At 55.0% G+C, this 23,870-nt stretch carries 18 protein-coding genes; 15 read left to right on the top strand and 3 right to left on the bottom strand.

Annotated elements, in window-relative coordinates; genetic code table 11:
• Positions 1-145: 145 nt before the first annotated feature.
• From zwf to ABE504_RS27955, 3 genes are all read left to right on the top strand, one after another.
• Positions 146-1,681: a glucose-6-phosphate dehydrogenase gene (gene zwf / locus ABE504_RS27945; RefSeq protein WP_430095183.1), complete on the top strand. Its 1,536-nt coding sequence runs from the start codon at positions 146-148 to the stop codon at positions 1,679-1,681.
• Between the two features lie 151 nt (positions 1,682-1,832).
• Positions 1,833-2,915, top strand: a complete 1,083-nt coding sequence (locus tag ABE504_RS27950) for a metallophosphoesterase family protein (protein ID WP_430095185.1) — start codon at positions 1,833-1,835, stop codon at positions 2,913-2,915.
• 45 nt (positions 2,916-2,960) lie between these two features.
• A complete protein-coding gene (locus ABE504_RS27955) occupies positions 2,961-4,559 on the top strand; it encodes a peptide chain release factor 3 (RefSeq protein WP_430095187.1) in 1,599 nt (532 codons plus the stop codon).
• 676 nt (positions 4,560-5,235) lie between these two features.
• Here ABE504_RS27955 and ABE504_RS27960 read toward each other — a convergent pair.
• A complete protein-coding gene (locus ABE504_RS27960) occupies positions 5,236-6,414 on the bottom strand; it encodes an ROK family protein (RefSeq protein WP_430095189.1) in 1,179 nt (392 codons plus the stop codon).
• Positions 6,415-6,494: 80 nt separating this feature from the next.
• Between ABE504_RS27960 and ABE504_RS27965 the strand changes: the two genes are divergently transcribed.
• The 4 genes from ABE504_RS27965 to ABE504_RS27980 all read left to right on the top strand — a co-directional run bounded on the left by ABE504_RS27965 (position 6,495) and on the right by ABE504_RS27980 (position 13,020).
• A complete protein-coding gene (locus ABE504_RS27965; protein ID WP_430095191.1) occupies positions 6,495-7,286 on the top strand; it encodes a glucosamine-6-phosphate deaminase in 792 nt (263 codons plus the stop codon).
• Positions 7,283-8,452, top strand: coding sequence for an N-acetylglucosamine-6-phosphate deacetylase (locus tag ABE504_RS27970; RefSeq protein WP_430095193.1), 1,170 nt, complete (start codon positions 7,283-7,285; stop codon positions 8,450-8,452). The genes ABE504_RS27965 and ABE504_RS27970 overlap by 4 nt, the downstream gene beginning before the upstream one ends.
• A gap of 1,292 nt (positions 8,453-9,744) precedes the next feature.
• Positions 9,745-11,778 (top strand): hypothetical protein, encoded by a 2,034-nt coding sequence (locus ABE504_RS27975; RefSeq protein ID WP_430095195.1) that lies wholly within the window; start codon positions 9,745-9,747, stop codon positions 11,776-11,778.
• Positions 11,779-11,871: 93 nt separating this feature from the next.
• Entirely contained in the window at positions 11,872-13,020 is a 1,149-nt protein-coding gene (locus ABE504_RS27980) for a GNAT family N-acetyltransferase (RefSeq protein ID WP_430095197.1), read from the top strand.
• Between the two features lie 7 nt (positions 13,021-13,027).
• Here the strand turns inward: ABE504_RS27980 and ABE504_RS27985 are convergent, their stop codons facing one another.
• Positions 13,028-13,909 carry an AraC family transcriptional regulator gene (locus ABE504_RS27985; RefSeq protein WP_430095199.1) on the bottom strand — a complete coding sequence of 294 codons (882 nt, stop codon included), beginning with the start codon at positions 13,907-13,909 and terminating at the stop codon, positions 13,028-13,030.
• Positions 13,910-14,095: 186 nt separating this feature from the next.
• Between ABE504_RS27985 and ABE504_RS27990 the strand changes: the two genes are divergently transcribed.
• From ABE504_RS27990 to ABE504_RS28000, 3 genes are read left to right on the top strand one after another with little or no spacing between them, the layout of a single operon-like run.
• Complete coding sequence (locus ABE504_RS27990) at positions 14,096-14,809, top strand: SDR family oxidoreductase (RefSeq protein ID WP_430095201.1); 714 nt, start codon at positions 14,096-14,098, stop codon at positions 14,807-14,809.
• 3 nt (positions 14,810-14,812) lie between these two features.
• Positions 14,813-15,628 (top strand): alpha/beta hydrolase, encoded by an 816-nt coding sequence (locus ABE504_RS27995; protein WP_430095203.1) that lies wholly within the window; start codon positions 14,813-14,815, stop codon positions 15,626-15,628.
• Complete coding sequence (locus ABE504_RS28000) at positions 15,628-16,965, top strand: hypothetical protein (RefSeq protein WP_430095205.1); 1,338 nt, start codon at positions 15,628-15,630, stop codon at positions 16,963-16,965. The genes ABE504_RS27995 and ABE504_RS28000 overlap by 1 nt, the downstream gene beginning before the upstream one ends.
• Before the next feature lie 44 nt (positions 16,966-17,009).
• Here the strand turns inward: ABE504_RS28000 and ABE504_RS28005 are convergent, their stop codons facing one another.
• Positions 17,010-18,410, bottom strand: coding sequence for an extracellular solute-binding protein (locus ABE504_RS28005; RefSeq protein ID WP_430095207.1), 1,401 nt, complete (start codon positions 18,408-18,410; stop codon positions 17,010-17,012).
• A 252-nt stretch (positions 18,411-18,662) separates the two neighbouring features.
• Between ABE504_RS28005 and ABE504_RS28010 the strand changes: the two genes are divergently transcribed.
• The 5 genes from ABE504_RS28010 (at position 18,663) to ABE504_RS28030 (ending at position 23,865) form a co-directional block, all read left to right on the top strand.
• Positions 18,663-19,997 carry an ABC transporter substrate-binding protein gene (locus tag ABE504_RS28010; protein WP_430095209.1) on the top strand — a complete coding sequence of 445 codons (1,335 nt, stop codon included), beginning with the start codon at positions 18,663-18,665 and terminating at the stop codon, positions 19,995-19,997.
• A 63-nt stretch (positions 19,998-20,060) separates the two neighbouring features.
• A complete protein-coding gene (locus ABE504_RS28015) occupies positions 20,061-20,942 on the top strand; it encodes a carbohydrate ABC transporter permease (protein ID WP_430095211.1) in 882 nt (293 codons plus the stop codon).
• Positions 20,939-21,754: a carbohydrate ABC transporter permease gene (locus ABE504_RS28020; RefSeq protein ID WP_430095213.1), complete on the top strand. Its 816-nt coding sequence runs from the start codon at positions 20,939-20,941 to the stop codon at positions 21,752-21,754. Before ABE504_RS28015 ends, ABE504_RS28020 begins: the two co-directional genes overlap by 4 nt.
• Before the next feature lie 36 nt (positions 21,755-21,790).
• Complete coding sequence (locus ABE504_RS28025) at positions 21,791-23,113, top strand: neutral/alkaline non-lysosomal ceramidase N-terminal domain-containing protein (RefSeq protein WP_430095215.1); 1,323 nt, start codon at positions 21,791-21,793, stop codon at positions 23,111-23,113.
• Positions 23,113-23,865, top strand: a complete 753-nt coding sequence (locus tag ABE504_RS28030) for a sugar isomerase domain-containing protein (protein ID WP_430095217.1) — start codon at positions 23,113-23,115, stop codon at positions 23,863-23,865. Before ABE504_RS28025 ends, ABE504_RS28030 begins: the two co-directional genes overlap by 1 nt.
• Positions 23,866-23,870: the final 5 nt, after the last annotated feature.

Consider the following 23,870-nt stretch of genomic DNA (forward strand, 5'->3'; position numbering starts at 1 on the left):
CGTATTGCCGACTGGTATAGACGAATGTCTAGTTTGGTATAAGAAAATGTTATGGAAGAAATGTCGTAGAAAAGTTGAATCGTCTGACAAATTTCGGTATGCTATGCTTATTACCCTAATCTAATAGAGAAAGAATGATGCATAGATGAGTGGAGCTGTATATTATATTTTCGGGGCAACAGGAGATTTGGCGAAAAGAAAGCTGTTTCCGGCGTTTTACAGCCTGTATCGGGAAGGCAAGCTCGGCGAGAACTTTGCCGTCGTAGGGCTGGCGCGCAGACCGCGGACGAATGAGCAGTTCCGTGACGATGTGAAGCATTCGATTCAAGATTTTGCACGGTACAAAAAAGTGGATGATGTCGAATGGGAACGATTCGCGTCTCATTTTGAATACATGTCGCTCGACATTAACAATGTCGCGGGCTTCCATGAACTGAACGTGCTCACGGCCAGGCTCGACGACCAATTCCAAACCGGCGGCAACCGCCTGTTCTACCTTGCTTTGGCGCCGGAATTGTTCGGCAATGTGTCGCTCAACCTGAAAGAAGGCGGCCTGCTGAATACAACCGGCTGGCACCGCCTTGTGATCGAGAAGCCGTTCGGCTACGATCTGCCGTCTGCACAGCGTTTGAACGAGCAGCTGCGCCAGGTGTTCGAGGAGAAGGACATTTACCGCATCGACCATTACCTCGGCAAAGAAATGGTTCAGAATATCGAGTTCGTGCGCTTCGCGAACGCGTTCTTCGAGCCGCTCTGGAACAACAAGTACATTGCGAATATTCAGATTACGCTGAGCGAGACGGTCGGTGTGGAAGAACGCGGCGGGTACTACGATCACTCGGGCGCCTTGCGCGACATGGGTCAGAACCATATGCTGCAGATGATTATGATGATGGCGATGGAGCCGCCAAGCCGTCTGAATCCGGAAGATATTCGCGACGAGAAAGTGAAAGTGCTGCGCTCTCTGCGTCTGTTCGAGGACGGCGACGATGTGCGTGCAAACGTGGTGCGCGGTCAGTATACCGGAGGCTCCTCCAAAGGCAAAGCGCTGCCGGCGTATCGCGAAGAGGACAACGTGAACCCGCAGTCGGCGACGGAGACGTATTTTGCCGCACGTGTGCACGTGGACAATTTCCGTTGGGCGGGCGTACCTTTCTATATCCGTACAGGCAAAAGATTGCCGCTCAAAACGACCGAAGTCGTGGTCGAGTTCAAAAACATCCCGAACAATGTCTACCTCGCGTCCAAACATCAGATGGAGCCGAACCTGTTGGTGTTCCGTGTGAATCCGATGGAAGGCATCTATCTGAAAATGAATGCGAAGCAGCCGGGCTCCGAAGGCGTCATCGTGCCGATCGCGATGGACTTCTGCCAAAGCTGCCAAATCGGCATCAACACGCCGGAAGCCTACGAACGCCTGCTGTACGATGCGGCGCGCGGAGATTCCACGTATTTCACGCGTTGGGACGAAGTTGCGCTGGCGTGGGAATACGTTGACCGGATCGCTGCGGCGTGGAGAGAGACATCCCAAGATTTGAAGCAGTATCCTGCGGGCTCCTGGGGGCCTGAGGCAGCGTCGAAGCTGCTAAGCGACGATGGTTTCAAGTGGTGGCCGATCAACGGTCAAAACGAAGGCGAAGTCGATTGGGATGCAGTTCAAAAGACAACGGTGCTCGCTTAAAAGCGTACCTGCAAATCCAACAGGCGAAGGAGCCTGTTGGGTTTTTGTTTTTGTCGAATAGTTGGTCCGGGGGCATCGTAAGCCGTACATTTTTTTGGTATACTAAATCGTACGGAGCAGGCTTGAAGATCATATATTATGGGGTGTATCCATGTCGCGCAGGGCATTTATTCGATGGTTGGTGGCTATCGGCGGTATTTTAATCGGGGTTAGCGCCTGGTTCAGTTGGCTCGTTAAGAAAAAATTCATGACGGAGACCGTAACCGGAGCCGTTGTCTCGGCCGATACGCCCGAACCGTCAGCAACACAGGAACCGCCACAGCCTTCGGAAGAACCGCTGCCGCCGGGGCCGCTGATGTCGTTCTTTATTTTAAGTGACCTGCATGTGACGATCGGGGATCCCCTTACGATGACGAAGCTGCGGCAAGCGTTGGATGATGTTACTCATTTTGACGGACCTGTGGATGCGATCATGTTCACGGGCGATTTGACGGATACCGGAACGGATCGGGATTACAAGGAGTTGCGGGGGATTTTGAACGCGTATAAGCTGCCGCCGGTTCATGCCAACATGGGCAACCACGATTACTATACGATTTGGATCAACAAAGCGAATCAATGGGATCAGGACGCGGTGCCGAATGGCAAAAGCGATGCGATCAGCCGGGAGCAGTTCAAGCAGTTTTTTGGCTATTCTCATATTTATAACGATTTTACGGCGAATGGACACTCAATCGTGCTGTTATCGCAGGAAACTTATGTGCAGGAGAAGCCGGAAGTCGGTGAAGGCGCCTGGTATTCCGACGAGCAGATGGCGTGGTTCAAAGCGCGCGTGAAGCAGCTGTATAAGCCGGGACGTCCGCTGTTTGTCATGACCCACCAGCCGCTGCCGCCAGTCGGGACAGATGGCAAAACGCATCAACTGATGCGGGCGATTGAATTCCGTGACACGCTTGCGCCGTATAAGAACGTGCTCGTGTTCTGCGGACACCGCCACCAGGATTTCCAGAACGGCACGCCGCATTACATTCAGGAGACATTCCATTATTTTCATAACGCCTCCGTTGGCAGGACGCTGAATCGGGCGTACCAGCAGGAAGCGCGCAACAAGGCGCAGGGGATTTACGTGCAGGTGTTTGCCGACAAAGTGACTGTGCGCGGCCGCGAGTTCAGCAACCGTACTTGGATTGAAGAGGCGAATTGGACAGTGCCTTTGGAAAAAGTGAAAGTCTGATCCGCCATTTGATAAATGTTTAATGTAGAAGCAGAAGGGAATTTAATGACCACTATGAAAACGCAACTCAAGCAATTGCTCGAAACGGAAGTCGCCAAGCGGCGGACGTTTGCGATTATTTCTCACCCGGATGCGGGGAAAACGACGTTGACGGAGAAGCTGCTCCTGTTTGGGGGCGCGATTCGTCTCGCGGGAACGGTGAAAGGCCGCAAAGCCAGCAAGCATGCGACTTCCGACTGGATGGAGATCGAGAAGCAGCGGGGGATTTCCGTTACGTCTTCCGTGATGCAGTTCGATTATGAAGGGCATCGCGTCAACATTTTGGATACGCCGGGCCACCAAGACTTCAGTGAAGACACGTACCGTACACTGACAGCCGCGGACAGCGCAGTCATGCTCATCGACGTCGCCAAAGGTGTCGAGACGCAGACGAAGAAGCTGTTCCAGGTGTGCCGGATGAGAGGCATTCCGATTTTTACGTTTATTAACAAATTGGACCGTGAGGGGCGCGATCCGTTCGAGTTGCTCGAAGAATTGGAAGAGGTGCTCGGCATCCGTTCCTATCCGATGAACTGGCCGATCGGGTCCGGCAAGCAGTTCTGCGGCGTGTATGACCGCGGCAAATCGCAGCTGGAGCTGTATCATGGCGAGGATCATCGCGACATTCAAGTCCGCAAAGTCAGCGGCGTGGATGACCCGCTCGTGAAAGAGATCGCCGGCGACTTCCTGCATCAGCAGCTGTCCAATGATATTGAACTGCTGGACGTAGCTGGGGACCCTTTTGACATGGAAAAAGTGTTAAAAGGCGAGCTGACGCCGGTTTTCTTCGGTTCGGCGGTCAACAACTTTGGCGTGCAGACGTTCTTGGAGAACTTCCTGCAGCTGGCGCCAGATCCGGAGCCGCGCAACAGCTCGCTTGGGGAGATTGAGCCGACACGCGAGAAATTCTCGGGCTACGTGTTCAAAATCCAGGCCAACATGAACCCGGCGCACCGCGACCGCGTTGCGTTCCTGCGCATCGTGTCCGGCAAGTTCGAACGTGGCATGTCCGTGAAGCATGTGCGGCTTGGCAAAGACATCAAGCTGGCGCAGCCGCAGCAGTTCCTTGCGCAGGATCGGGATATCGTTGAGGAGGCTTTTCCGGGCGACATTATTGGCCTGTTCGATCCGGGGATTTTCCACATCGGGGATTCCTTGTGCGAAGGCGAAGCCCTCACGTTTGACGAGCTGCCGACGTTCTCGCCGGAGCTGTTCAGCAAGGTGTCCATCAAGAATGCGCTCAAGCAAAAGCAGTTCCTCAAGGGCATCGATCAGCTCACAGAGGAAGGCATGATTCAGGTGTTCACGACGATCGGCTTCGAGGACATGATTCTCGGCGTCGTCGGCCAGCTGCAATTCGAGGTGCTGGAGCACCGGATGAAATCGGAGTACGGCGTCGACATTATGCTGCAGCGGCAGAACTACCAGTTCGCGCGCTGGATTGTGGACGAGAAGATTGATCCGGGCAAGTTCCGTATCAACTCCACGCTTGTGAAAGACAAGAAGGGGAACTATGTCGGCTTGTTCGAAAGCGAGTATGCGCTGCGGTCTTCGATCGAGAAGAATCCGAACGCGCAGTTCTTGGACAGCGCACCGACGAATTAAAGGATGGAGAGGCAGGCCTTGGGGCTTGCCTCTTTTGATTTGTCTGGGGGAGGCGGTGGGCCGCGGTTCATCTCGGCAGTTGGCTAAGCAGCCAACCATGCCTCTGCACAGCATCACCACGAATGGAAATTCGCTGGGCGACCGTTCGATAGTGAGCTCGCGGCAACGAGCTATTTCCAGGGAAGGGAACGTGGAGGCGCTATTTGTGCGAATATCGTTGATATTCGCTTGTAAGGGAGCGTGAAGCCCTTATTTGTGCTTTTTCAGACTGCTATAGTGGCTTGGTGACCGGATAGCGTCGTCTCGTTCCGCATCGTGGTCGAAAGTCGAGAGATATGGTGGAATAGCGTCCTCTTGTTCCGCTTAAGCTTTCGAGGGCAGGCGAATAGGTGCTGTTGCACACCTCCATAGGATTAGGCAGGCCCGTGAGCCATGGCGCTTATTTAAAAATTGCTTGCTTATTTCGGTTAATTGGTATAAATTTTATACTAATTGGAGAGGAGGGGAGCTAGGGCCTAGAAAGTCGGCCGTAAAGCTTAGTGCCGCGGCTATCTCCGTGCTCAACACAGCCCGGGGCTGGATCCGTCAGTGCCCTGCGTAGCAGTACTGAGTTTGGCAGCGTTTAGCGTAACCGTGTCCGGCCCAGGCCATGCTCAGCCCCCAGTACCTTGGGCGCTTAAAGCGGATAGGTCGCGGCCTCCCACGTCTGGATGGCATCGGCGGCGGCGCCAATGCAGCTTGCGTAAGGGTACAGCTCTGAGCGCGTGACGCGGACAGGGATGACGGCTGACAGACAGCGGTGCTGGAGCTCGGATTCGATATGCGGGAACAGTATGGAGGAGGCCTGCATCAGCGGGCCGTCGCAGACGATGAGCTTCGGATTCAGCAAGTTGACCACATAGCTCAGCGCCTGTCCGATGGTGCGGCCCGCATCGCGGAGCACCCCCAGAACGACAGGGTCCTCGTGATGCAGCCTGTCCAGGACGGCATCCCAGCTGAGCTGTTCGCTGCTTGCGGCGCCATCCGCTTCGCTGATTTGGCGCAAAAGGGCAGGGAGACTGACCAAAGCCTCCAAGCAGCCGCGATTACCGCAGCCGCACAAGGGGCCGTCAGGCTCCAGTACGAAATGGCCCAGCTCGCCCGCGGCGCCCACGCTTCCCCTGACGACGGAACCGCTTGCCACGAGGCTGCAGCCGACGCCATTGCCGAAATAGCAGTAGGCGAAGTCATTGCTGCCGCTACCGCTGCCATGCCATTGTTCGCCGAGGGAAGCGAGCTTGACGCTGTTGTCCAATTTTAGCGGGATGCTCAGCCGATCCTTTAAAAGCGCCAACAGCGGCACATGCTGCCAGCCGAGATGGCTGGAGTGGATGACGCTGGAGCGCTGCTCTTCCATCAGGCCGGGAATGCCGATGCACATGCCGACGCAGGCGTCTGCCCCGTAGGTGACAAGCAGCTTGTCCGCTTCGGACAGCAGAGATTGCACAACACTGTCCGGCGACGCATCCCGCAGAGGGACGGAGTAGGAGGCAATCGGGTGGGCATACAAATCGGTCACGGCCCAATGAATGACATCCGAAGTAATCTGGACGCCGATCGCCCATTTATTGCGGGCCTGAAAGCGGATGACCGTCGCTTTTCGCCCGGCGCCGCTTTGCGCCTGCTGGCCGAGCTCCTCGACAAAGCCTGTCTCCACGAATTCGCCGATGATGGCATTCACGGTGTTTTTATGCAGGCTGAGTGTTCTCGCCAAATCGACGCGCGTCGTTTCGCGGCTCTGTTTCATTTGGCGGTATATGAGTTGGCGGTTGACGTCCTTGGCGATGGTCGGTCCGCGGCCTTTTGAAGTGCCCATGTGTGCTGCCCCTCTTCCTCTTGTGTATGCATTTATGATAGCAGGAACCAAAGATCTAGTAAAATTAGGGAGGAATATTCATGACAATCGATAGATTTGCCCCTGTAATTACCGCTAAGGCGGATCAACTCAACGTTCAAGTTTACGAAGACAGGGGGGCTTTAGGCAGAGCTGCGGGGCTGGAAGCGGCCGCGTATATGCGAGCCCTGCTGGAGACGAAGCCGGGGATTCGGATGATTTTTGCGGCGGCGCCTTCGCAGAATGAATTTTTGGAGACGTTGATTGAGGCGTCCGGGGACTTGGACTGGAGTCGGGTAACGGTGTTCCACATGGATGAGTACATCGGCCTGCCGCAGGATGCGCCGCAGTTGTTCAGCCGTTACGTTAGCGAGCGGTTGTTTGATCGGGTGAAGCCGGGCACGATTCATCTGATTGATTCAGGAGCCGAGCCTGAGACCGAATGTGCGCGTTACAGCCGTTTGTTGGCCGAAGCGCCAATCGACATCGTCTGCCTGGGCATTGGCGAGAATGGTCATTTGGCGTTCAACGATCCGCCGGTTGCGGATTTTAACGATCCCGCTTTGGTCAAAAGCGTCGAACTGGATCAAGTTTGCCGCCAGCAGCAGGTGAACGACGGGTGTTTTGCAACGTTTGAGGCGGTGCCGACGCATGCCGTCACGTTGACGATTCCGGCTCTGATGTCCGGAGCTAGGCTTTTCTGTATGGTGTCGGGCGTGCGCAAAAGAGAGGCGGTCCGCCACACCGTCGACCTCGAGCAGCTGGTATCGGTGGCATGTCCTTCCACGATTTTGCGTCAGCATCCGGACTGTACGCTGTATACAGATGTGGACGCTTACGGTGAAACAAGATGAGCGGGCAGCTTGAACTAACCGGTCTGCATTACCGGACCGGAGAGCCGCTGCGCATCGTCGTAGAGGATGGCTGCATCTCGGCGATTGCGCCGGGCAGCTTAAGCTCGCCTGAATGCGAGGCCGGCCTTTATGTCGGTCCTGGCCTGGTGGACCTGCAAATCAACGGCTACGGCGGCGACGATTTTAACACACTGCTTGAGGAAAATGGGGAGTTTCCGCTGGAGCGCATCGCCCGCCGCTTGGCTGCGAGGGGATGTACGACATTCTATCCGACCGTTATTACGAATGGCGATGAAGAGCTGTGTGCATTGCTGGCTGCCATCGATCGGGCCTGTCGGCTTCATCCTGAATGGGCAGATTTCGTCGGGGGCATTCATCTCGAAGGCCCGTTTATCTCGCCCGAGGATGGGGCGCGGGGCGCTCACCCGCTCGAACATGTGGCAGCGCCGGATTGGGCGAAGCTGCAGCGTTGGCAGGCGGCGTCGGGCGGCCGAATCCGGCTGCTGACGATGTCGCCGGAATGGCCGGGCAGCGACAGCTTCATTGCACGCTGTGCCGCCGCCGGCCTGGTCGTCTCGATCGGTCATACGTCCGCGACGCCTGAGCAGATTCGAGCGGCAGCAGCTGCAGGAGCTCGAATGTCGACGCACCTGGGCAACGGTGCGCATCGCATGCTACCCCGGCATCCCAACTACCTCTGGGAGCAGCTCGCGCTGGATGAGCTCAGCAGCGGTCTGATCGCAGATGGCTTCCATCTGCCGGATCAGGTGCTGAAGGTCATCATGAAGGTCAAAGAGGACCGGGCCTTCCTCGTCAGCGATGCGGTGGCGCTCGCGGGCATGCCGCCGGGCCGGTACGAAACGCATATTGGCGGCTGCGTCATCTTAACGCCGGATGGCCGGCTGCATATGGAGAGCAACGAAGCGCTGCTGGCCGGCTCGGTGACGCTGCTGCCGGACGCCGTCTCTCACCTTGCGGAGCGGGGACTCGCGGATTTGGGGATGGCGTGGGAGATGGCATCGCTGCGCCCGGCCCTTCAAATGGGCTTGCCTGCTGCGCAGGGGCTTGCGGTCGGAGCGCCGGCGGACCTGGCGACTTTCCGCAGGGCGGGGGCCCGCATTGAGCTGCATCAGGTGGTTAAAGCGGGGAGACTTGTTTCGGAGTAGTAGCGGTGGTTGGCAGCTGCCTTCTACCATTGACGAAGAGGGGAGGGGGTGCAAAGTGTAACGGTTGCCAGCGAGCTTATTTGGCCGAAAAGCTGGCCGTGCGGCCTGTAAAGGTTGCAGCAGCGGCTATTTACACGAAATCGGCGACATTTCGCCGGTATGTAGACAAATAAGCGCTGTGGCAACCGCAAAAGTTTGAAATGGCGCATTTTGCGGCGAATAGACGCTGTGGCGACCGTTACGATGCGTGGCCATTCCGTCTGCGGCTGCGCTCCACAGAGATAGATAACCTAGCGCTTATGAGCAAGGTTAAGGTCTCGACCAACCCTCCATGGTATCGGGATTTGGTCGGCAGACTGAAAGCTTGGCGAAAGCGCCAGGCTTTTTTTCACGTCGGAAGGTAGGCCGTCGAAGCGGCTCCGTGCTCCCCGCCCTACACAAATGCCGTTTTCTTTGAAATAGAAAGGAGCCTATAGATCGCCGCCCAAGAACAATGGATGCTTTCCGCTCCGAAGCTGCCGTCCTGGAAAGCTGACCTCCTAGCACTCTGGGCCTACCATCGCTAAGCATGATGCTATCCGCTCCACGAAGCTACTGTCGGGGGGCCAAGCCGTGTGCCTTTACAATAATGCTCGGGGAGAGGGGCACGGGTTTTATGATGCACGCCTGGGTTGTAGACGTTCTGAGCGCGGTTTTCAGGGTTTCTATTTTGCCGGCTCCTCATTTCGGTCCCCTTAAAATCCCGGGAGAATTGGGCGCATAGAAGATAAGGACACTCCCTTAGCTGTAAAACATGCAGGTAATTTCTCATAAACGGGCACATATGCGCAGCAATCATGTAAAACCTACAGTAAATTCTCGCCCTCATCCCTCTTTTTCACGAAAATCAGGGGACAAGCGGCGATTTACCTGTAGAAAATGCAGGATTCTTCGCAAAATCTGCCTATTATTCTAAATCTGATGTAGGAAATGCAGCTTCGCCTCGCAAGGCTACTCCAAGCACCTCCGCCCCCAATCCGCCCTCATTGCTCTCCCCCCGTGAGGCCGGAGTCCCCGCTACTCTCCCAAGAAACGCGTCAGTCTCTTCCTCTTTCACACAACGCTAAAATCCATATTGTGTAAAAACAAAACGTGTATTAAGATACAAGTATGATACATATACCTAAATTTCGAAGAGGGCATCGCCGAGAATAGAATGACTTTTGATCCATCCCGAAGCGGAGTTGGACTTGCCGATAGTTGAGACCATGGTCTTTACTATACAAATCCCAATGTAAAAAGGAGGAAATTAAATGGCAAGGAAGATGAAGGGCATTACGGTCATGGTTGTGGCGCTGGTATTTGTGTTTGCGTATGTCACTCCGGTAGCGGCATCGGGCAATCTCTGGTACGACAAGTATGTGGCGGCCGAAAGCACGCTGGGAAGTGCCAGTTATCAGAGCCCGTATTCCGGGGACCTGGCCTGGGAAGAAAGCTATTTGCTGGAGAGTTACCTGGATATGTACAACGTCACCAAAAGCACGACGTGGCTCGATAAAATGACGTCGCATGTCGACACGGTGATCGGCAACGCATCCGATCCGGACGGCGACGGCTATCTGGGCTGGGACACCGGCAGATATTCGCCGCCGTTGATCAGCAACGGCAGCTTTGAGACGGCTGTGTCCGGCGACAGCACGATGGCGGCAAGCTGGACGCGTTGGCAGTCGACGAGCAGTACGGCTTATCGTTTTGTATCTCCGACTCCACCAGCGGGAACGTATGGTTTCGCGCTGCTCACGAACGGCACGCAGTGGTTGAAGATTTACCAAAACATCACCAAATACGAACCCGGCAAGCGGCTTCACCTGATGCTGATGGGAAAAACGAGCGGATCGCCGGCAGGCGGCCAGGCGTATATCTGGGATGCGACTACGAGCAGCAAGATTTGTAACCTCGACATCAACAGCACGGCATGGGAATACTATCAGGCTTCCTGCACCGCCCCTGCACAGGCTGGACATCAGCTCCAAGTGTGGCTCGGGCACCAAAATTATACGTATACGAACGGCGTATTTCTGGTGGACGATGTACGGGTAGGGCAGGCGTACCAATTTGTCGTGCATGACGGTGCCATTACGCTGCCGATCGCCAAGTTCATCAAGCTGATTCATGAAACGCCTGCCCTGCAGTCTGCTTATCAGACCAAGGCGAATTCCTACCAAACCTTCATTGAAAACGAAGTAGTGCCGAAATGGGAGAACAGCTCATATTACGGGAACACCTGGGTCAACTCGGGCACGACAGAGGGCTATTATAAATTTTCTTCTCTCCGAGATACCTACGTGAACAACAATCCCGGCGACATTGTGCCGTACAACATGATGCTGGTGTTTGCCGACATGCTGCAGACGATGTACGATGTCAACGGCAATGCCAGTTACTTGGATAAAGCGAAGCGAATGAATACGTACTGGAAAAACAGGCTGACCGCCAACGGCACCGCCTATAACTGGAAGTACAGTGTGCTGCAGACCGTCGCTGAGGACACATCCCACGGCAATATCGATATTGCCTCGGCGATCAATATGTTCAACCGCAGCAGCAGTCTGGTTTTTGACGGAACCGACATGGAGAAATTTACGGATACGCTGATGTTAAAAATGTGGAACGGCTCGCTGACCAGTCCGACGGTTAGGCAGTATGTGGACGGAACGGGCAATACGACGTCCAATTCCAAGTATTTGTTCAGCTGGCTTGGCTTCTCCCAATTCAATTACGATGTATGGAAAATCGGTGCGGAGCAGTACAGAAGCTTCACGCCGACGCATCCGCTGCATCTGCAAACGTTGAGCCAACTGATGAAGTGGGATCCGCAGAAGATTGTCAACCAGGGATTTGAGCTCAAAACAAGCTTCGACAGCACGCAGCCGGCAAGATGGGTCAGATCGCTGTCCACGTCGGCCACGGCCTACCTCGATGCCGCCAACGCCTCGACTGGCAGTTACGGCTTGACGATCAAGGCAAATGGAAGCAGCGCGCAGCGCATCTATCAAACGTGGGGCGATTGGACGGCTTCCGCCTCCTATGAGGTAAGCTTTGACGGCAAGACGGATGGAACGGCTGCAGGAGGCCGGATTGAGATTTACAACGAAACGACCGGCACATCGATTGCTTCTTACGATTTTACCAATACAGCCTGGCAGAGCATGAGCTTTACGTTTACAGCCCCGGCGAACGCCGCCAACACGGTGAGGGTGTACATCGGCAACAAAGATTACACGGTGACGAACGGGAAAGCGCATGTTGACAATATCAAGATCAAACGGTCCGGCGACAGTTGGTAAACGTTACGCATCGACAGTTGGAAGCCCTCTGAGCGGTCAGAGGGTTTTCCTTTTGCCAGGAGACATCAATCAAAAGCGGAAGGTTGTGCAGCAATGCTGGAGATACGTTTTCTTAAAAGAGAAGAATTTCAGGACGCCGTTCGGCTTGCGGATGCCGTTTTTCAATTGGAGGGGCAAATGTCGATGGTTGAGCGGTTTCCGCTTGCTTTTTCAAGCGCGTTGGGACAATCCGTCGGCGGGTTCGTGGATGGCCGTCTGGTGTCCTTCATCGGCGTGGTGCCGTACATTGTGCAGATCGGACCTGCCACACTCCACGTAATGGCAATCGGATCGGTGTGCACGCATCCCGATTATTCGGGCCGAGGGTATGCGGGCGCCATACTCGGTTTCATTCAAACGCATGCGCGTGAGTCATCCGTGTCGCTGCTGCTTGTTTCCGGCGACGGGCCGCTTTATGCACGCCATGGCTGCCGGCCGTTCGGCGGCCTGCACCGTATGATTTTAAGGCAGCAAGCCCTCTCCAGCCTGCCTGACATAGAGAACGGGCTGCACGTCAGACCTGTACGGGAGAGCGACCTGTATCACATTCATACGCTTCATCGGGAGCGGGCTGTTCGGTTCGAGATGAGCTTGTGGGACTGGGCTACGGCGGTCGAGGCGGGAGGATTTGCCAGCAATAAGCGTTTGCGACATCAGGTGTGGGTGGCAGAGCAGGAGAGCCAGGAGAGCCAGAAGAGACAAGAGAGCCGCATCATCGGCTTCATCGCCGCTGCCGTTCCAACCGACGCCGAGCCGAAATGCGCGCCGATCGTCATTGAATGGGGCGGCGAGCCGGAGACAGTCCGCTCGCTGATGGCAAACGTGATAGGCCGGCACGGCCTGCAAGAAATGCATTGGTGTGTGCCGAGCCATGAGCAGCTGGGCGACCTGGGCATGGACAGCGCCGAAAGCAGGCAGCCTTGTACTGTAGGCATCGTCGACCCGGCACTATTGCTGCAGCAGGCAGAAGCTTACTTAAAGGGGCTATGCGGCGACAGCCCGCAAGCGTTCCGATGGAGCTGCGGGCATGACCGGGTTCGTCTGCACATCGAAGGGAGCCTCATCGAGCTTAACCACGAGGAGTTTCACGCGGTTGTCTTCGAGCCCGCAGCCGCATGGCCGGAACGCCTGCAAGCCCATCCGGAGCTTGGGCGATGTTTCCCACTGCCTTTTCCGTATACCGGCGGGCTTCAGTATCTGTAGGCTGAATTTACGAGGGCAGGGATTCTCGAAAAGCGGACGGCGTCATGCCGATGACGTTGCGGAAGGCGCCGGAGAAGTGCTGCACGGTCTGGAAGCCGCAGTAGAGCGCAATTTGCGACAGGCGCAGCTCGGGTGCTTGCTTCATCATTTCGATCGCGCGCTCGATTCTGAGCTCGAGTAAGTATCGGTAAGGCGACATGCCGTACATGTCCCGGAATACCACGTTAAAACGGGAAGGCGACAGATGCACGAGCGCTGCCATTTGCTTCACGGTAATCGTCTCGCTAAGGTGCAGAGACAAATACGCTGTGACCCGGTCCATCAGAGCGGACGGCGACTCGCGATTATCCGTCAAAGCCCCGGACATCCGCAGCAGCTCGAGAAGCAGCTCCGTTCCCAGGAGTTGGGCTTCAATTCTTCCGAGCAGGGTGCCTTCCATCCATTTGCCGATCATGCGAAGCAGCTTGTTCTTGAACCAGACGGGCTGAGGCGGTTGAAAGACGATCGGCAGCTTCATGCCGAGCAGATCGTTCAGACGCGGTTGCAGCAGATGGGCGAAAGGCTCCAGATTGATCATGCCCGTACTTGTGGGAAAGGACTGCTCGCGAACCGGATTGTAAAAGAAATCGAGATGCGCAAACGGCGTTCGCGTTTCGGTCAACCCTTCCAGCAGCAGCAGATCACCCGGCTGGACCAGGCAAAAATCACCTGCGCGAAGCTCGTATTGATGCCGGTTGACGGTGAACCGGCAAAGTCCGCTTTCGATGTAGACAAGCAAATAATCGAGAATTCTCCGCTCCCCGTACGACCAGGGCAAGCGAGAGGCGTAATCGGCTTGACGAATGTAGGGGACGATGACGGCGTCGCCGATGCTGGCGGGTTGTTGCATGCTAATCTGCCTCCGCAATTGAAATTTATAGCTCCATTTTAATTGGGAATGCTTCACATCGCAAGAAAATGCAGCATACGGATTACCAAAGCAATCGGAATTTATAACATTTTGACTGGAATATGCGACGATGATTCGCCTGCTTGTATCGTATGATGGAGACATCATCCGGGAGGAGGAATAGGTGTGGAACTATCTGGAAAAGTATGCGTAGTTACCGGCGCGGCAAGAGGCATCGGTTTGGCGCTCTCACGCCAATTGGTGGAGGCGGGCGCGTTCGTGGCGATGACGGATACGGATGCTGCCGCGCTGGCAGAAGCGGCGGGGGCTTTTCAGCCGGACTGCGTGCTGGCGGTTCCATTAAATGTAAGCAGCGAAGCTTCCGTGATCGCAGCTGTAGAGGCCGTTGAAGCCCGCTGGGGGGCCATCTCGGTTTGGATTAACAACGCGGGCATTGCCCGTCACCGCCCGATTGCGGACAGCAGTGAAAGTGACATCGACCACATGCTGCAGGTGAACGCGAAAGGCGTCATGCTGGGCAGCAAACATGCGCTGCGGCATATGCGGGAGCGCCGCTTCGGCCACATCGTCAATGTCAGCTCGACAGCGGGGCTCAGAGGAATCGCCGGTCAGGCCGTTTACTGTGCAAGCAAATTTGCTGTGCGCGGATTTACGGAGGCGCTTCAGCAGGAAGCCGCTCCTTATGGCATTCGCGTGACCGCAGTTTGTCCGGGCGGCGTCGATACCGCCTTCTGGAAGGCGGCCCGCGAGGAACAAGCGCCGACGGAGCTTTTTTTGTCGCCGGAGCAAGTCGCGAGCGGCATCCTGAGTGTCCTCAAGCTGGACGATGCCTGCGTCGTCCGAGAGATCGTCCTGCGTTCCGTGCAGGATGTGGACTAGGCCATGGGCGCTTTCGAATGGTCGTCCCATGTGCTGCAATCGCCGGCATTAAACGCGAGAGTGGTATTTCGGCTTGTTTTGCCGCGCGACTTCTCGTCCACATCGCTGCCGGACGGGGAGCGGTTGCCGCTCCTCGTGCTGCTGCACGGCGTCCACGGCTCGGAAACGGACTGGATCGATCAAGGTGAGCTGATTCCGACGATGAATCGGCTGTATGACGAAGGCGTCATCGGGCTGATCGCCGTTTTGACGCCGTCGGACGGATTGCATGGCATCGGAACGGGCTACTTGAACTGGCAGAGCGGCGAGCGCGAGCATCGCTACGAGGATTATTTGCTCGAAGATCTGCTTTCACATGTCGAGGCCCGGTGGCCGATTGGGGGAAGCCCGGGCAAACGCGCGGTTAGCGGCCTGTCCATGGGCGGATACGCTGCGATGCGTTTCGCCCTCACCAAGCCGCAATTATGGCGGAGCGCCTCAAGCATGAGCGGTTTTTTCATGGTGGAGGAGCTTGGCCATCTGGTCGGGGCCGACACGTATGCCAGAATCGTGCTGCCGTCCGTCCAACAGAGCGATGCGCTGTCGCCGCTTCATCTGCCTCTTCACGCAGGAGCGCGCTATCCCGAGCTTTTGTTCGATTGCGGGACATCAGACGCCTACGCCGCCCAGAACCGGGAACTGTCCCTCAAATTGGCGGAAGGCGGCATTCCGCATCATTTTGCCGAGCGGGAAGGCGCGCATACCTGGACCTACTGGCGTTCAAGCCTTGCGATGCATCTTGATTTTCACTACAAATCCAGTCAAGGAGATGAGATCTGATGAGCAATTTGAATTTTTTGCCCAAGCTCGCCGGTGTTTGCAAGATTACCGAAGCGGCCGTTCAAGGCGTGTCGGTCGATGAGAACGTCGATCGCCTGAAACGCATGCATTACTTGAAAAAAAGCATCTATGAGCTGATGGCCAGCTTCATGAACCGGACGCCCGAATGGGAAGTGAAGGGGGCGTTGGCGCTTCATATTTGGCTGGACAGCGAGCATGTCGCTTCGCTTCGCAAAAGGGTTTCCGAAATGAGGGAACCTCCGCTGCATCTGGATAAAATTCCGGACGAGCGGCTGCAGCGCTTGACCGATGAGGCAATGAGAGCAGCGACTACGATCGAGCTTTTGTCCGGCTTAAAGCTGCTGCGCACCGCTTTGGCGCAAGCTTACCAGGCCTATGTACGTGCGACGAATCCGCTTAACGATCATCCCTCCTGCCGCATGCTGAAGCTGATCAAGCTGGAAGAGGAAGAGATGCTGACGTGGCTTGGCGATGCGCTGGAGGTGCTGCTGGACACGGCGGAGAAGCGTGAGGAAGCCGAGCGCTGGGAAGATCATTTGAGTGCGTATCTCGCAGCCGCACAGGGCGTTCTTGGCGAACTTCCCGCGTTTGCCGGGACATTGCCGGCGGCGCGCAGCGATCAGCCGTTCAAGCTTGAGCTCGTGCCGCAGCGCGACGAGCGGTTTAAAGACTTGTACAACAGCGTATTAACGGCGGATGAGGTGTACCAGGACCGGAGCCGCGATCCGAAGGAGCGCGTGTGGGCGTTGTTTTATAAGCGTCTGCGTGAAATGGACGTGCCGGAGATGCAATGCTCGATTGTGGCCCAAACCAAGGGAAAGCCGTGGGAATATTACGCGGATATGGGAAGGCAGATCTGGGACGAGGCGCGTCATTCAATGATGGGCGAAGTAGGCTTCCTCATGAATGGCATCGACTTTGCGCAGCTCCCGATTCGCGTGAATTTTTCCTATGAGCTGAACACGATGTTGACGCCAGAGGAGCGTCATGCGATTCTGTACGCGATTGAATTCGGGTTGATGCCGGGTGATACAGGCAAAAAGTACGAGTGGGAAACCGCGATCGCAAGCGGCTATGATCTTGCCGTCAGTATTCAGGATTACGACTGGGCGGACGAAGTGCTTCATGCACAAATTGGTAGAAAATGGATAATCCCAGTATTTGGAGGCAACAAGGAGACACTGGAGATGGCCGACAAGGCGTGGGAGAAGATGGCGGCGCTGCGCGGGGCATACGTGAGCGAAAACCCGGATTGGTGGGAGCAGTTCTACGAGACGGTCAAGCAGAAGCCGTTTGTCTCCGTAACCGAATCCTGACCAAAAGGCGGTCCCTGAAGAAAAGGGGCCGCCTCTATTGCTGTCTATGACTTGCTGTCGGGCGTTTCCGACAAGTAGTGCTCGAGCCGTTTGATCAGCTGCGCAGGGTGTTCCAGGCCCGCCCAGTACAGCTCCAGCTCATTTTCGAGTTCCTCGGCAATATGGACTTCCGAGAATATTTCATGCAGGAAATAGGCGTCTTTGATTTGATCGTCGACGACGTTGATGGAGGCAAGGTGCGGCAATTCCCATAGGGATGAATTCACGGGATGGAGTGCGGACAAGAAGCGGGTTCTCGCCGTAAGACGCTCCTGCACGTCCTGCCGGTACATATGCTTCAAGAATAAAGCCGCGAGCTCCGGCTCAGCCGCCTCTTGGGACAGCATGAACGCGTTGGATACGAGCAGGGTCGACTTCAGTTCGCCAAAAGGGAGCGGAGCGATCTTGGGCTCGAAGGCCATGCCCTCGTTTCGCCAACCGGCGACTTCGATCGCGGTGGTCAGGACCATCGCGGCTTTGCCTTTCATAAAGGCGTCCGAGTTAATCCGGTAGCGGTACGGCTGATACAACGTCACGGCGCGATGGCGGTAGATCAAGTCGCGAATATAAGCGAGCGTTTTCTGGAACGGGTCGCTATTCGTCGTATTCGTGAAATCCACCTGATTTTGCAGCGCAATCACAGGCCAGCGGCTGATGGAAGAACTGAGCGAGAAGCCGTATTGATCGATAATGCCGTCGCCGTCCGAGTCGAGCGTCAACCGCTCGGCAGCTTCTGTAAACTCGGCCAGTGTCCATCCGGCATTCGGGGCTTCGACACCGCCTTGCGCAAACAACTCGGGATTATACGCCAAATAGACCGTAGAAAACGTCACGGGAACCGCCCGAACCTCTTCGTTCTGCGTAAAAGCGGACACCATTCGGGGATAGACAGATTGAAGCTCCTCGCCGAGAATACCGTTTAAGTCTATGAAATGGCCAATCTGATCCGCATCGTGAAACTGCCGGTCCGTGACAAAAATAAGATCCGGCTGCAGCCCCATATCGCTGCTGGAGCGAATCATATCCCAGAAGTTCAGATGCGAGATGTTCAGCAGCTTGACGTCGACATTGGGATGGGCCTGCGTGAACTCTTCTATTAAAAGCGGCATGCATGTATCTACGAAATGCGAGGGGGTCGTCGCCATGATCCGTAGCACTTTGCGATGATCGTCGGGGATGACGAGGTCCGGCGATACGAAAGTGCCCTGCCCTGGACGCTTGACGATCAGCCCTTCTTTCAGCAGCTCCAGCAGCGATTTTCTAACCGAGCTTCGGCTTACTTGATAATACCGGCACAATTCGTTCTCGGACATGAGAAATTCCCCCGGCTTAATAAACCCGGAATAAATCTGTTCTCTCAGAATGGAGGCCAGCCGCGAATAGCGGAATTCGCTTTGTCTTCTCATCTTGGTAACCTCTTTCAAAAAAATCCAAAATTAGCGTTCAAGATAGATAGTATCAAAGAATAATAACAAGTTCAATACAAGTGACAAAGAAACCTTTAAATATTTGAGAGCAATGGGAAAGTAAGGAGGATTGAGGAAAAGAGAAAAATTTGGATTGACAACTCACGCAATTGTATAGTAATTTGAAATTGTAATAGATACAAGTTACTTACAAGTACCTAAAAATTATTGATGACTTAGGGGGAGATTGTTTTGAAGAAACATGCAGGACGCCTTGCCGCTGGCCTGGCCACCGTTACCCTTGTGATGACCGCTGTCGGTTGCGGGAATGCCAACACTTCAACAAGCAATACAAGTTCATCCGCAACTGCATCCGCCACCGACAACGCTGCTAAGAAACAGATCGAGCTTGAGTTCTGGACCATTAATCTGAAGAAAAACTTCGAGGCTTACATTACGCAAAGTTTGATTGCCGCTTATGAAGCAGATCACCCCAATATTAAAATTAAATGGGTCGACGTTCCCGGCGCAGAAGTGACGAAAAAATTCATTACCGCGCTTTCCAGCGACAAGGTGCCGGACGTCGTCAACGAAACCGCGAAAGCGATTTCACAGCTGCAAGGCTATGACGCGTTGCTGCCGCTTTCGGACATTCTGGAGCCGGCCAAATTCGAGCCTTACATCGAAGGCATGCTCAAAGGGGTGACCTACGGAGGCAAGATTATGGGCTTGCCGTGGTATAACGGAGGTCCGCTTGTGCAGTTTATCAACAAGGATCTATACCTGAAGACAGGCCTGAATCCGGCGCAGCCAGCAAAAACGTATGACGAACTGTTTGCCAGAGGCAACTCGGTTCACGACGCGCTGAAGAAAGTGTATGGCTCCAACGATTTTCCTTTTATTAACGTTCTGATCTCCGAAGGACTGCCGATCTTGTCCGACGACCGCAAGCAGGCGGTATTCAATTCGCCGGAGCACGTCGCCTTCATCGAGAAGTTCGTGCAAGCTTACAAATCCGGGGCGATCGCACCGGGCGCCATCGGCAAAGACAATCGCCAATATCAGCAAACGCTCGATAATGAATTGATTGCCCAATCCGGACAGAACTTGACCACCGAGATCAACAACTGGGCCAAGAGCAACCCGTCCGTACTGGAGAAGCTGATCGTCGCTCCGGCTGTCACTGGTAAAGCAGGCACTATCGCTATCAGCGATTACCAAACGTTCGTAATTCCGAAAAGGTCCCAGCATCCTAAGGAAGCGGCGGACTTCGCTTTATTCGTAACGAGTCATCAGAAACAGTTGGAATTCGCCAAGCTGGTCGCGATTTTCCCATCCACGAAAGAAACGCTGAACGATGAATTTTTCACGAATGTCAAAGGCACGGATTTGCAAAGCACAGCCAGAAAAATTCAAGTTGAGTCCGCCAAGAAAATGACGCTCGGCTCACTGGGCATCAACAATGAGGTCACGATCACAGAGTATTACAATGAAAAAATCCGCGCCGCTTTCTTAGGCAATATGACGGTGAAACAGGCGCTGGATGACGCGAAAGCGTACTGGGACGCGGAGCTTGCCAAACAATAGACCGGCCTCGTCCAAGGCGATAGAGGGTTCCTTCTATCGCCCCTATTTTTCCCGGAAGGAAAGGTGATACTTATCAGAGCACGGCGGATCATCGGAGCGTACCTGTTTCTTCTTCCAAGCCTGATCTTGTTCTTCTCATTCGATTATTTGCCAACCTTCAGCGCGTTCTACTACTCGCTTACGGAATATCATATCTTCAACGCAGCGAAATGGGTAGGCTTTGCGAATTACAAGCAAATTATGAACGACGATATGTTCGCAGTATCGCTTGGAAACTCTTTGCAATATTTTATCATCATTGTCCCGTTGCTGGTTACTTTACCGCTGCTTCTTGCCATCTTGGTGAATCAAAAGCTGAAAGGCATTTATGTATTCCGAGTCGTGTACTACTTACCGGTGATTACAGCGATGGTCGCCGTGGCGATCGTGTGGAAATATATGTATCATCCGGCCGGCTTGCTGAACGCGGTACTGCATATGTTCGGCGTCAACACGGATAAGCTGAACTGGCTGCTGAATCCGCATACCGCGCTGCCAGCCGTCTCGATGCTGGAGATTTGGAAGCTGCTTGGCTACTACATGATTATTTACCTCGCGGGGCTGCAGAATCTGCCCAAGGATCTGGTGGAGGCGGCGAGAATGGACGGAGCGACCAGACTGCGCGTGCTATGGCACGTGTACTTGCCGCATTTGCAGCCGCTCATTTCGCTGTGCGTCATTATGGCGACCTTGGTATCCGTTCAAATTTTTACAAGCGTGTACATCATGACGGGCGGCGGACCGCTGAACAGCACCATCTCGCTGCCGGTCTACATCTATCAGAAAGCTTTTGTCGAACTGGATATGGGCTATGCTTCCGCGATGGGGATTGTGCTGTTCGTCATACTCATGGTGCTGACCGTCATTAACTTTAAAATCACGAAAGGAAAAACAGGGGCCGTATGATCATTCGAAAACTACTGATGTATGTGTTGCTGGTTGCCGTCGCTTGTCTCTTTATCGGCCCTTTCTTATGGCTGTTGGCGACATCTCTGATGTCCGCCGGTCAAGATGTGTTTACGTTTCCGCCGCAATTTATTCCGAAGCCGGTTTCGTTTGAGAATTACGTCACGGCCTGGACATCCATTCCGTTCGGGAAGTATTTGAAAAATTCTTTTTTGCTGCTCGTCATCATGGTGCCGATTCACCTGATGTTGACAGCACTTGCCGCGTATCCGCTCGCACGGATTGAGTTTCCGGGCAGAAAATTTATTTTCTACGCGATTCTCGGCACGATGTTTCTGCCGGAGGAAGGCAAGCTGGTTCCGCTCTTCATTATCATTCATAAGCTCGGCTTCGTCGATTCTTGGATGGGCATTGTAATGCCCGGCCTGGTGGGCGGCTTCTCGATCTTTCTCATGCGGCAGTCGTACATGGCCCTTCCGAAGGAGATGGAAGAGGCTGCGGTGATCGACGGCTGCGGGATGCTGCGGACGTGGTGGCATATTATGCTGCCGCTGGTGAGACCGACTTTTGCCGCTTTAAGCGTGTTTTCCTTTATCTCCGTATGGAATTCGTTTATGTGGCCGCTCATTGTGCTGAAAAGCGACGACCTGTTTCCGCTCGCGCTGGGACTCGCGTACCTCCTCGGAACGTTCGGGGGCGAGGTGAAGACGATGGCTGCCGGTACCGTCATCTCATTGCTGCCGGTGATCATCTTTTACTTGATGATGCAAAAGCACTTTGTATCAGGTCTGCAAGGGGCAGTCAAAGGCTGATGCGATATACAACAGAAGGATAGGAGATACAGGCGAATGAACAATCAACTGCTACTGGGAACGTCCAAAATGAACATTACACCAAAGAGTCCTGTTCCACTTGCGGGCTTTGAAAAGAGGAAAGGGGTATTCGAAGGCATTCGCAAACCTTTGTATGCCCGCTGCTGGCTTTTCCAGCAAGCTTCGAGCAACGGAAGCACGCTGCAGTCGCTGTTCGTGCAGGCGGATATTATTTGGTGGGGGACGGAAAGAGTGGAGGCGCTCAAGCAGCGAATTCAGCAGGAATACGGGATAGCGTCGATCGTTCTCCATGCTACACATACCCATACGGGTCCGCAGACGTCCGAGTTATTCATTCCTTCTCTTGGTGAATATGACGAAACGTATGTTCGTATGATGGAAGAGAAGCTGCTGCAAGGCATCTCCGCAGCGAAAGCGAATATGGACCCGGTTCACATTGAACGGGGTCGCGGCAGCTGCCGCATCGGCATTCACCGCAGAAAGCGCGTGAATGACCGCATTCTGATGAAGCCGAACGAGGACGGGGAGTTCGATCCCGAAGTGCACGCTTTCCGCTTCGTCAAGTACGACGGCAAAGTGAAGGGCGTCATGTTCCATTACACATGCCATCCGACCACTACGAAAGAAAATTATGTGTCCCCCGAATTCCCGGGGATTGCGATGGAGCTTGTGGAAGAGCGCTACGGCAACGCCGCCATCGCTTCGTATTTGCAGGGGTGCTGCGGTGACGTTCGGCCGGCTTTGATCCAGGACGAGGAATTTATCGACGGCACGTTCCAGGACGTGGATGAGCTGGGGCAAAAGCTGGGCCGCGAGGTGCTTCATATTCTGGAAGCGCCGATGGAACGGCTTGCGCCGAATTTGCAGGCACTGCAGCGCAAATCCATCGTGCTGCCGATCGCGGCGCTGCCGGATGAGCAGGAACTGGCGCGTGCGGAGCAGCGCGAGGGCGCGATTGCCGAATGGGGTCGGCTTCTGCTGGACCATCCGTCCCGCGTCCAGCCGCACGCGACGCTCGAAATGTCGCTGATGCGCATCGCCAACGGGTTGGCCTTTCTCGGTTTGAACGGCGAGCCGGTTTTGCGCTACGGCTTGACGGTCAAAGCGTTGTCCGGCGGACAGGTGCTCCCGCTCGGCTATACCGATGGCATGATCGGTTATATTCCGACCGCGGCGCAGTTGGAAGAGGGCGGCTATGAATCGATCGACTCCCATTATTATTTCGGGCTTGCGGGGCCGTTCGCTCCGGAGGCGGAAACCGTCATTATGGAGCAGCTTAGAGCTATGTTGGGCGGACCGGTATACGCAGATCCTTTACAGGAAGGCGGAGTGTGCTAATGACAGCCATGTCACAACTATTGTCCCATGTTACGGCCCATCTGCAGCAGCTTCACGACGAAGAAGCGGCGTCGGTTCAGGCTGCGGCGAGAGAGATAGCCAACCATGTCAAGGAAGATAAGCTCGTGTATGCTTACGGTCCCGGGGGACACTCGAACCTCGGTTCGCAAGAAATTTTCTTCCGCGCCGGCGGCTTAATGCATATCAGTGCGATTCTGGACGAAGGCACCTTGCTGAGTCAAGGGGCGCTGCGTTCGATGGCCGTGGAACGGACGCCGGGATACGCGCACATCGTGATGGATGACTATGGTCTGCAAGAAGGCGACTTGCTGATTATCATTAACGCTTACGGCATTAATTCGGCAACGATCGATACCGCCCTGGAAGCAAAACGGCGGGGCATCCGCACGATTGCGGTGACCTCGGTGGCGCACGCTTCCGCAACGCCTGCCGATCATCCGGCGCGCCACCCGTCCAAGCGGAACCTGCATGACATTGCCGATGTCGTATTGGACAGCAAGGTGCCTGTCGGCGATGCGATCGTGGAGATCGAGGGGCTGGAGCAGAAGGTTGCGGCAATCTCAACCTTCGCTAATGCTTATCTGCTCAACGCGCTGGTTGCTGAAACGGTGGAGCTGTTGGCCGCTGAGGGCGTGAATCCGCCGATCTGGATGAGCGGCAACGCTTCCGGCGGCGACGAAGCCAATCGGCGGTTTATCGACCGTTTTAAGGGACGCGTGAAAAAATTATAAACGCC

Origin of the sequence: Paenibacillus oryzisoli, from assembly GCF_050467285.1 — a bacterium.
Classification (GTDB): Bacteria; Bacillota; Bacilli; order Paenibacillales; family NBRC-103111; genus Paenibacillus_E; species Paenibacillus_E oryzisoli_A.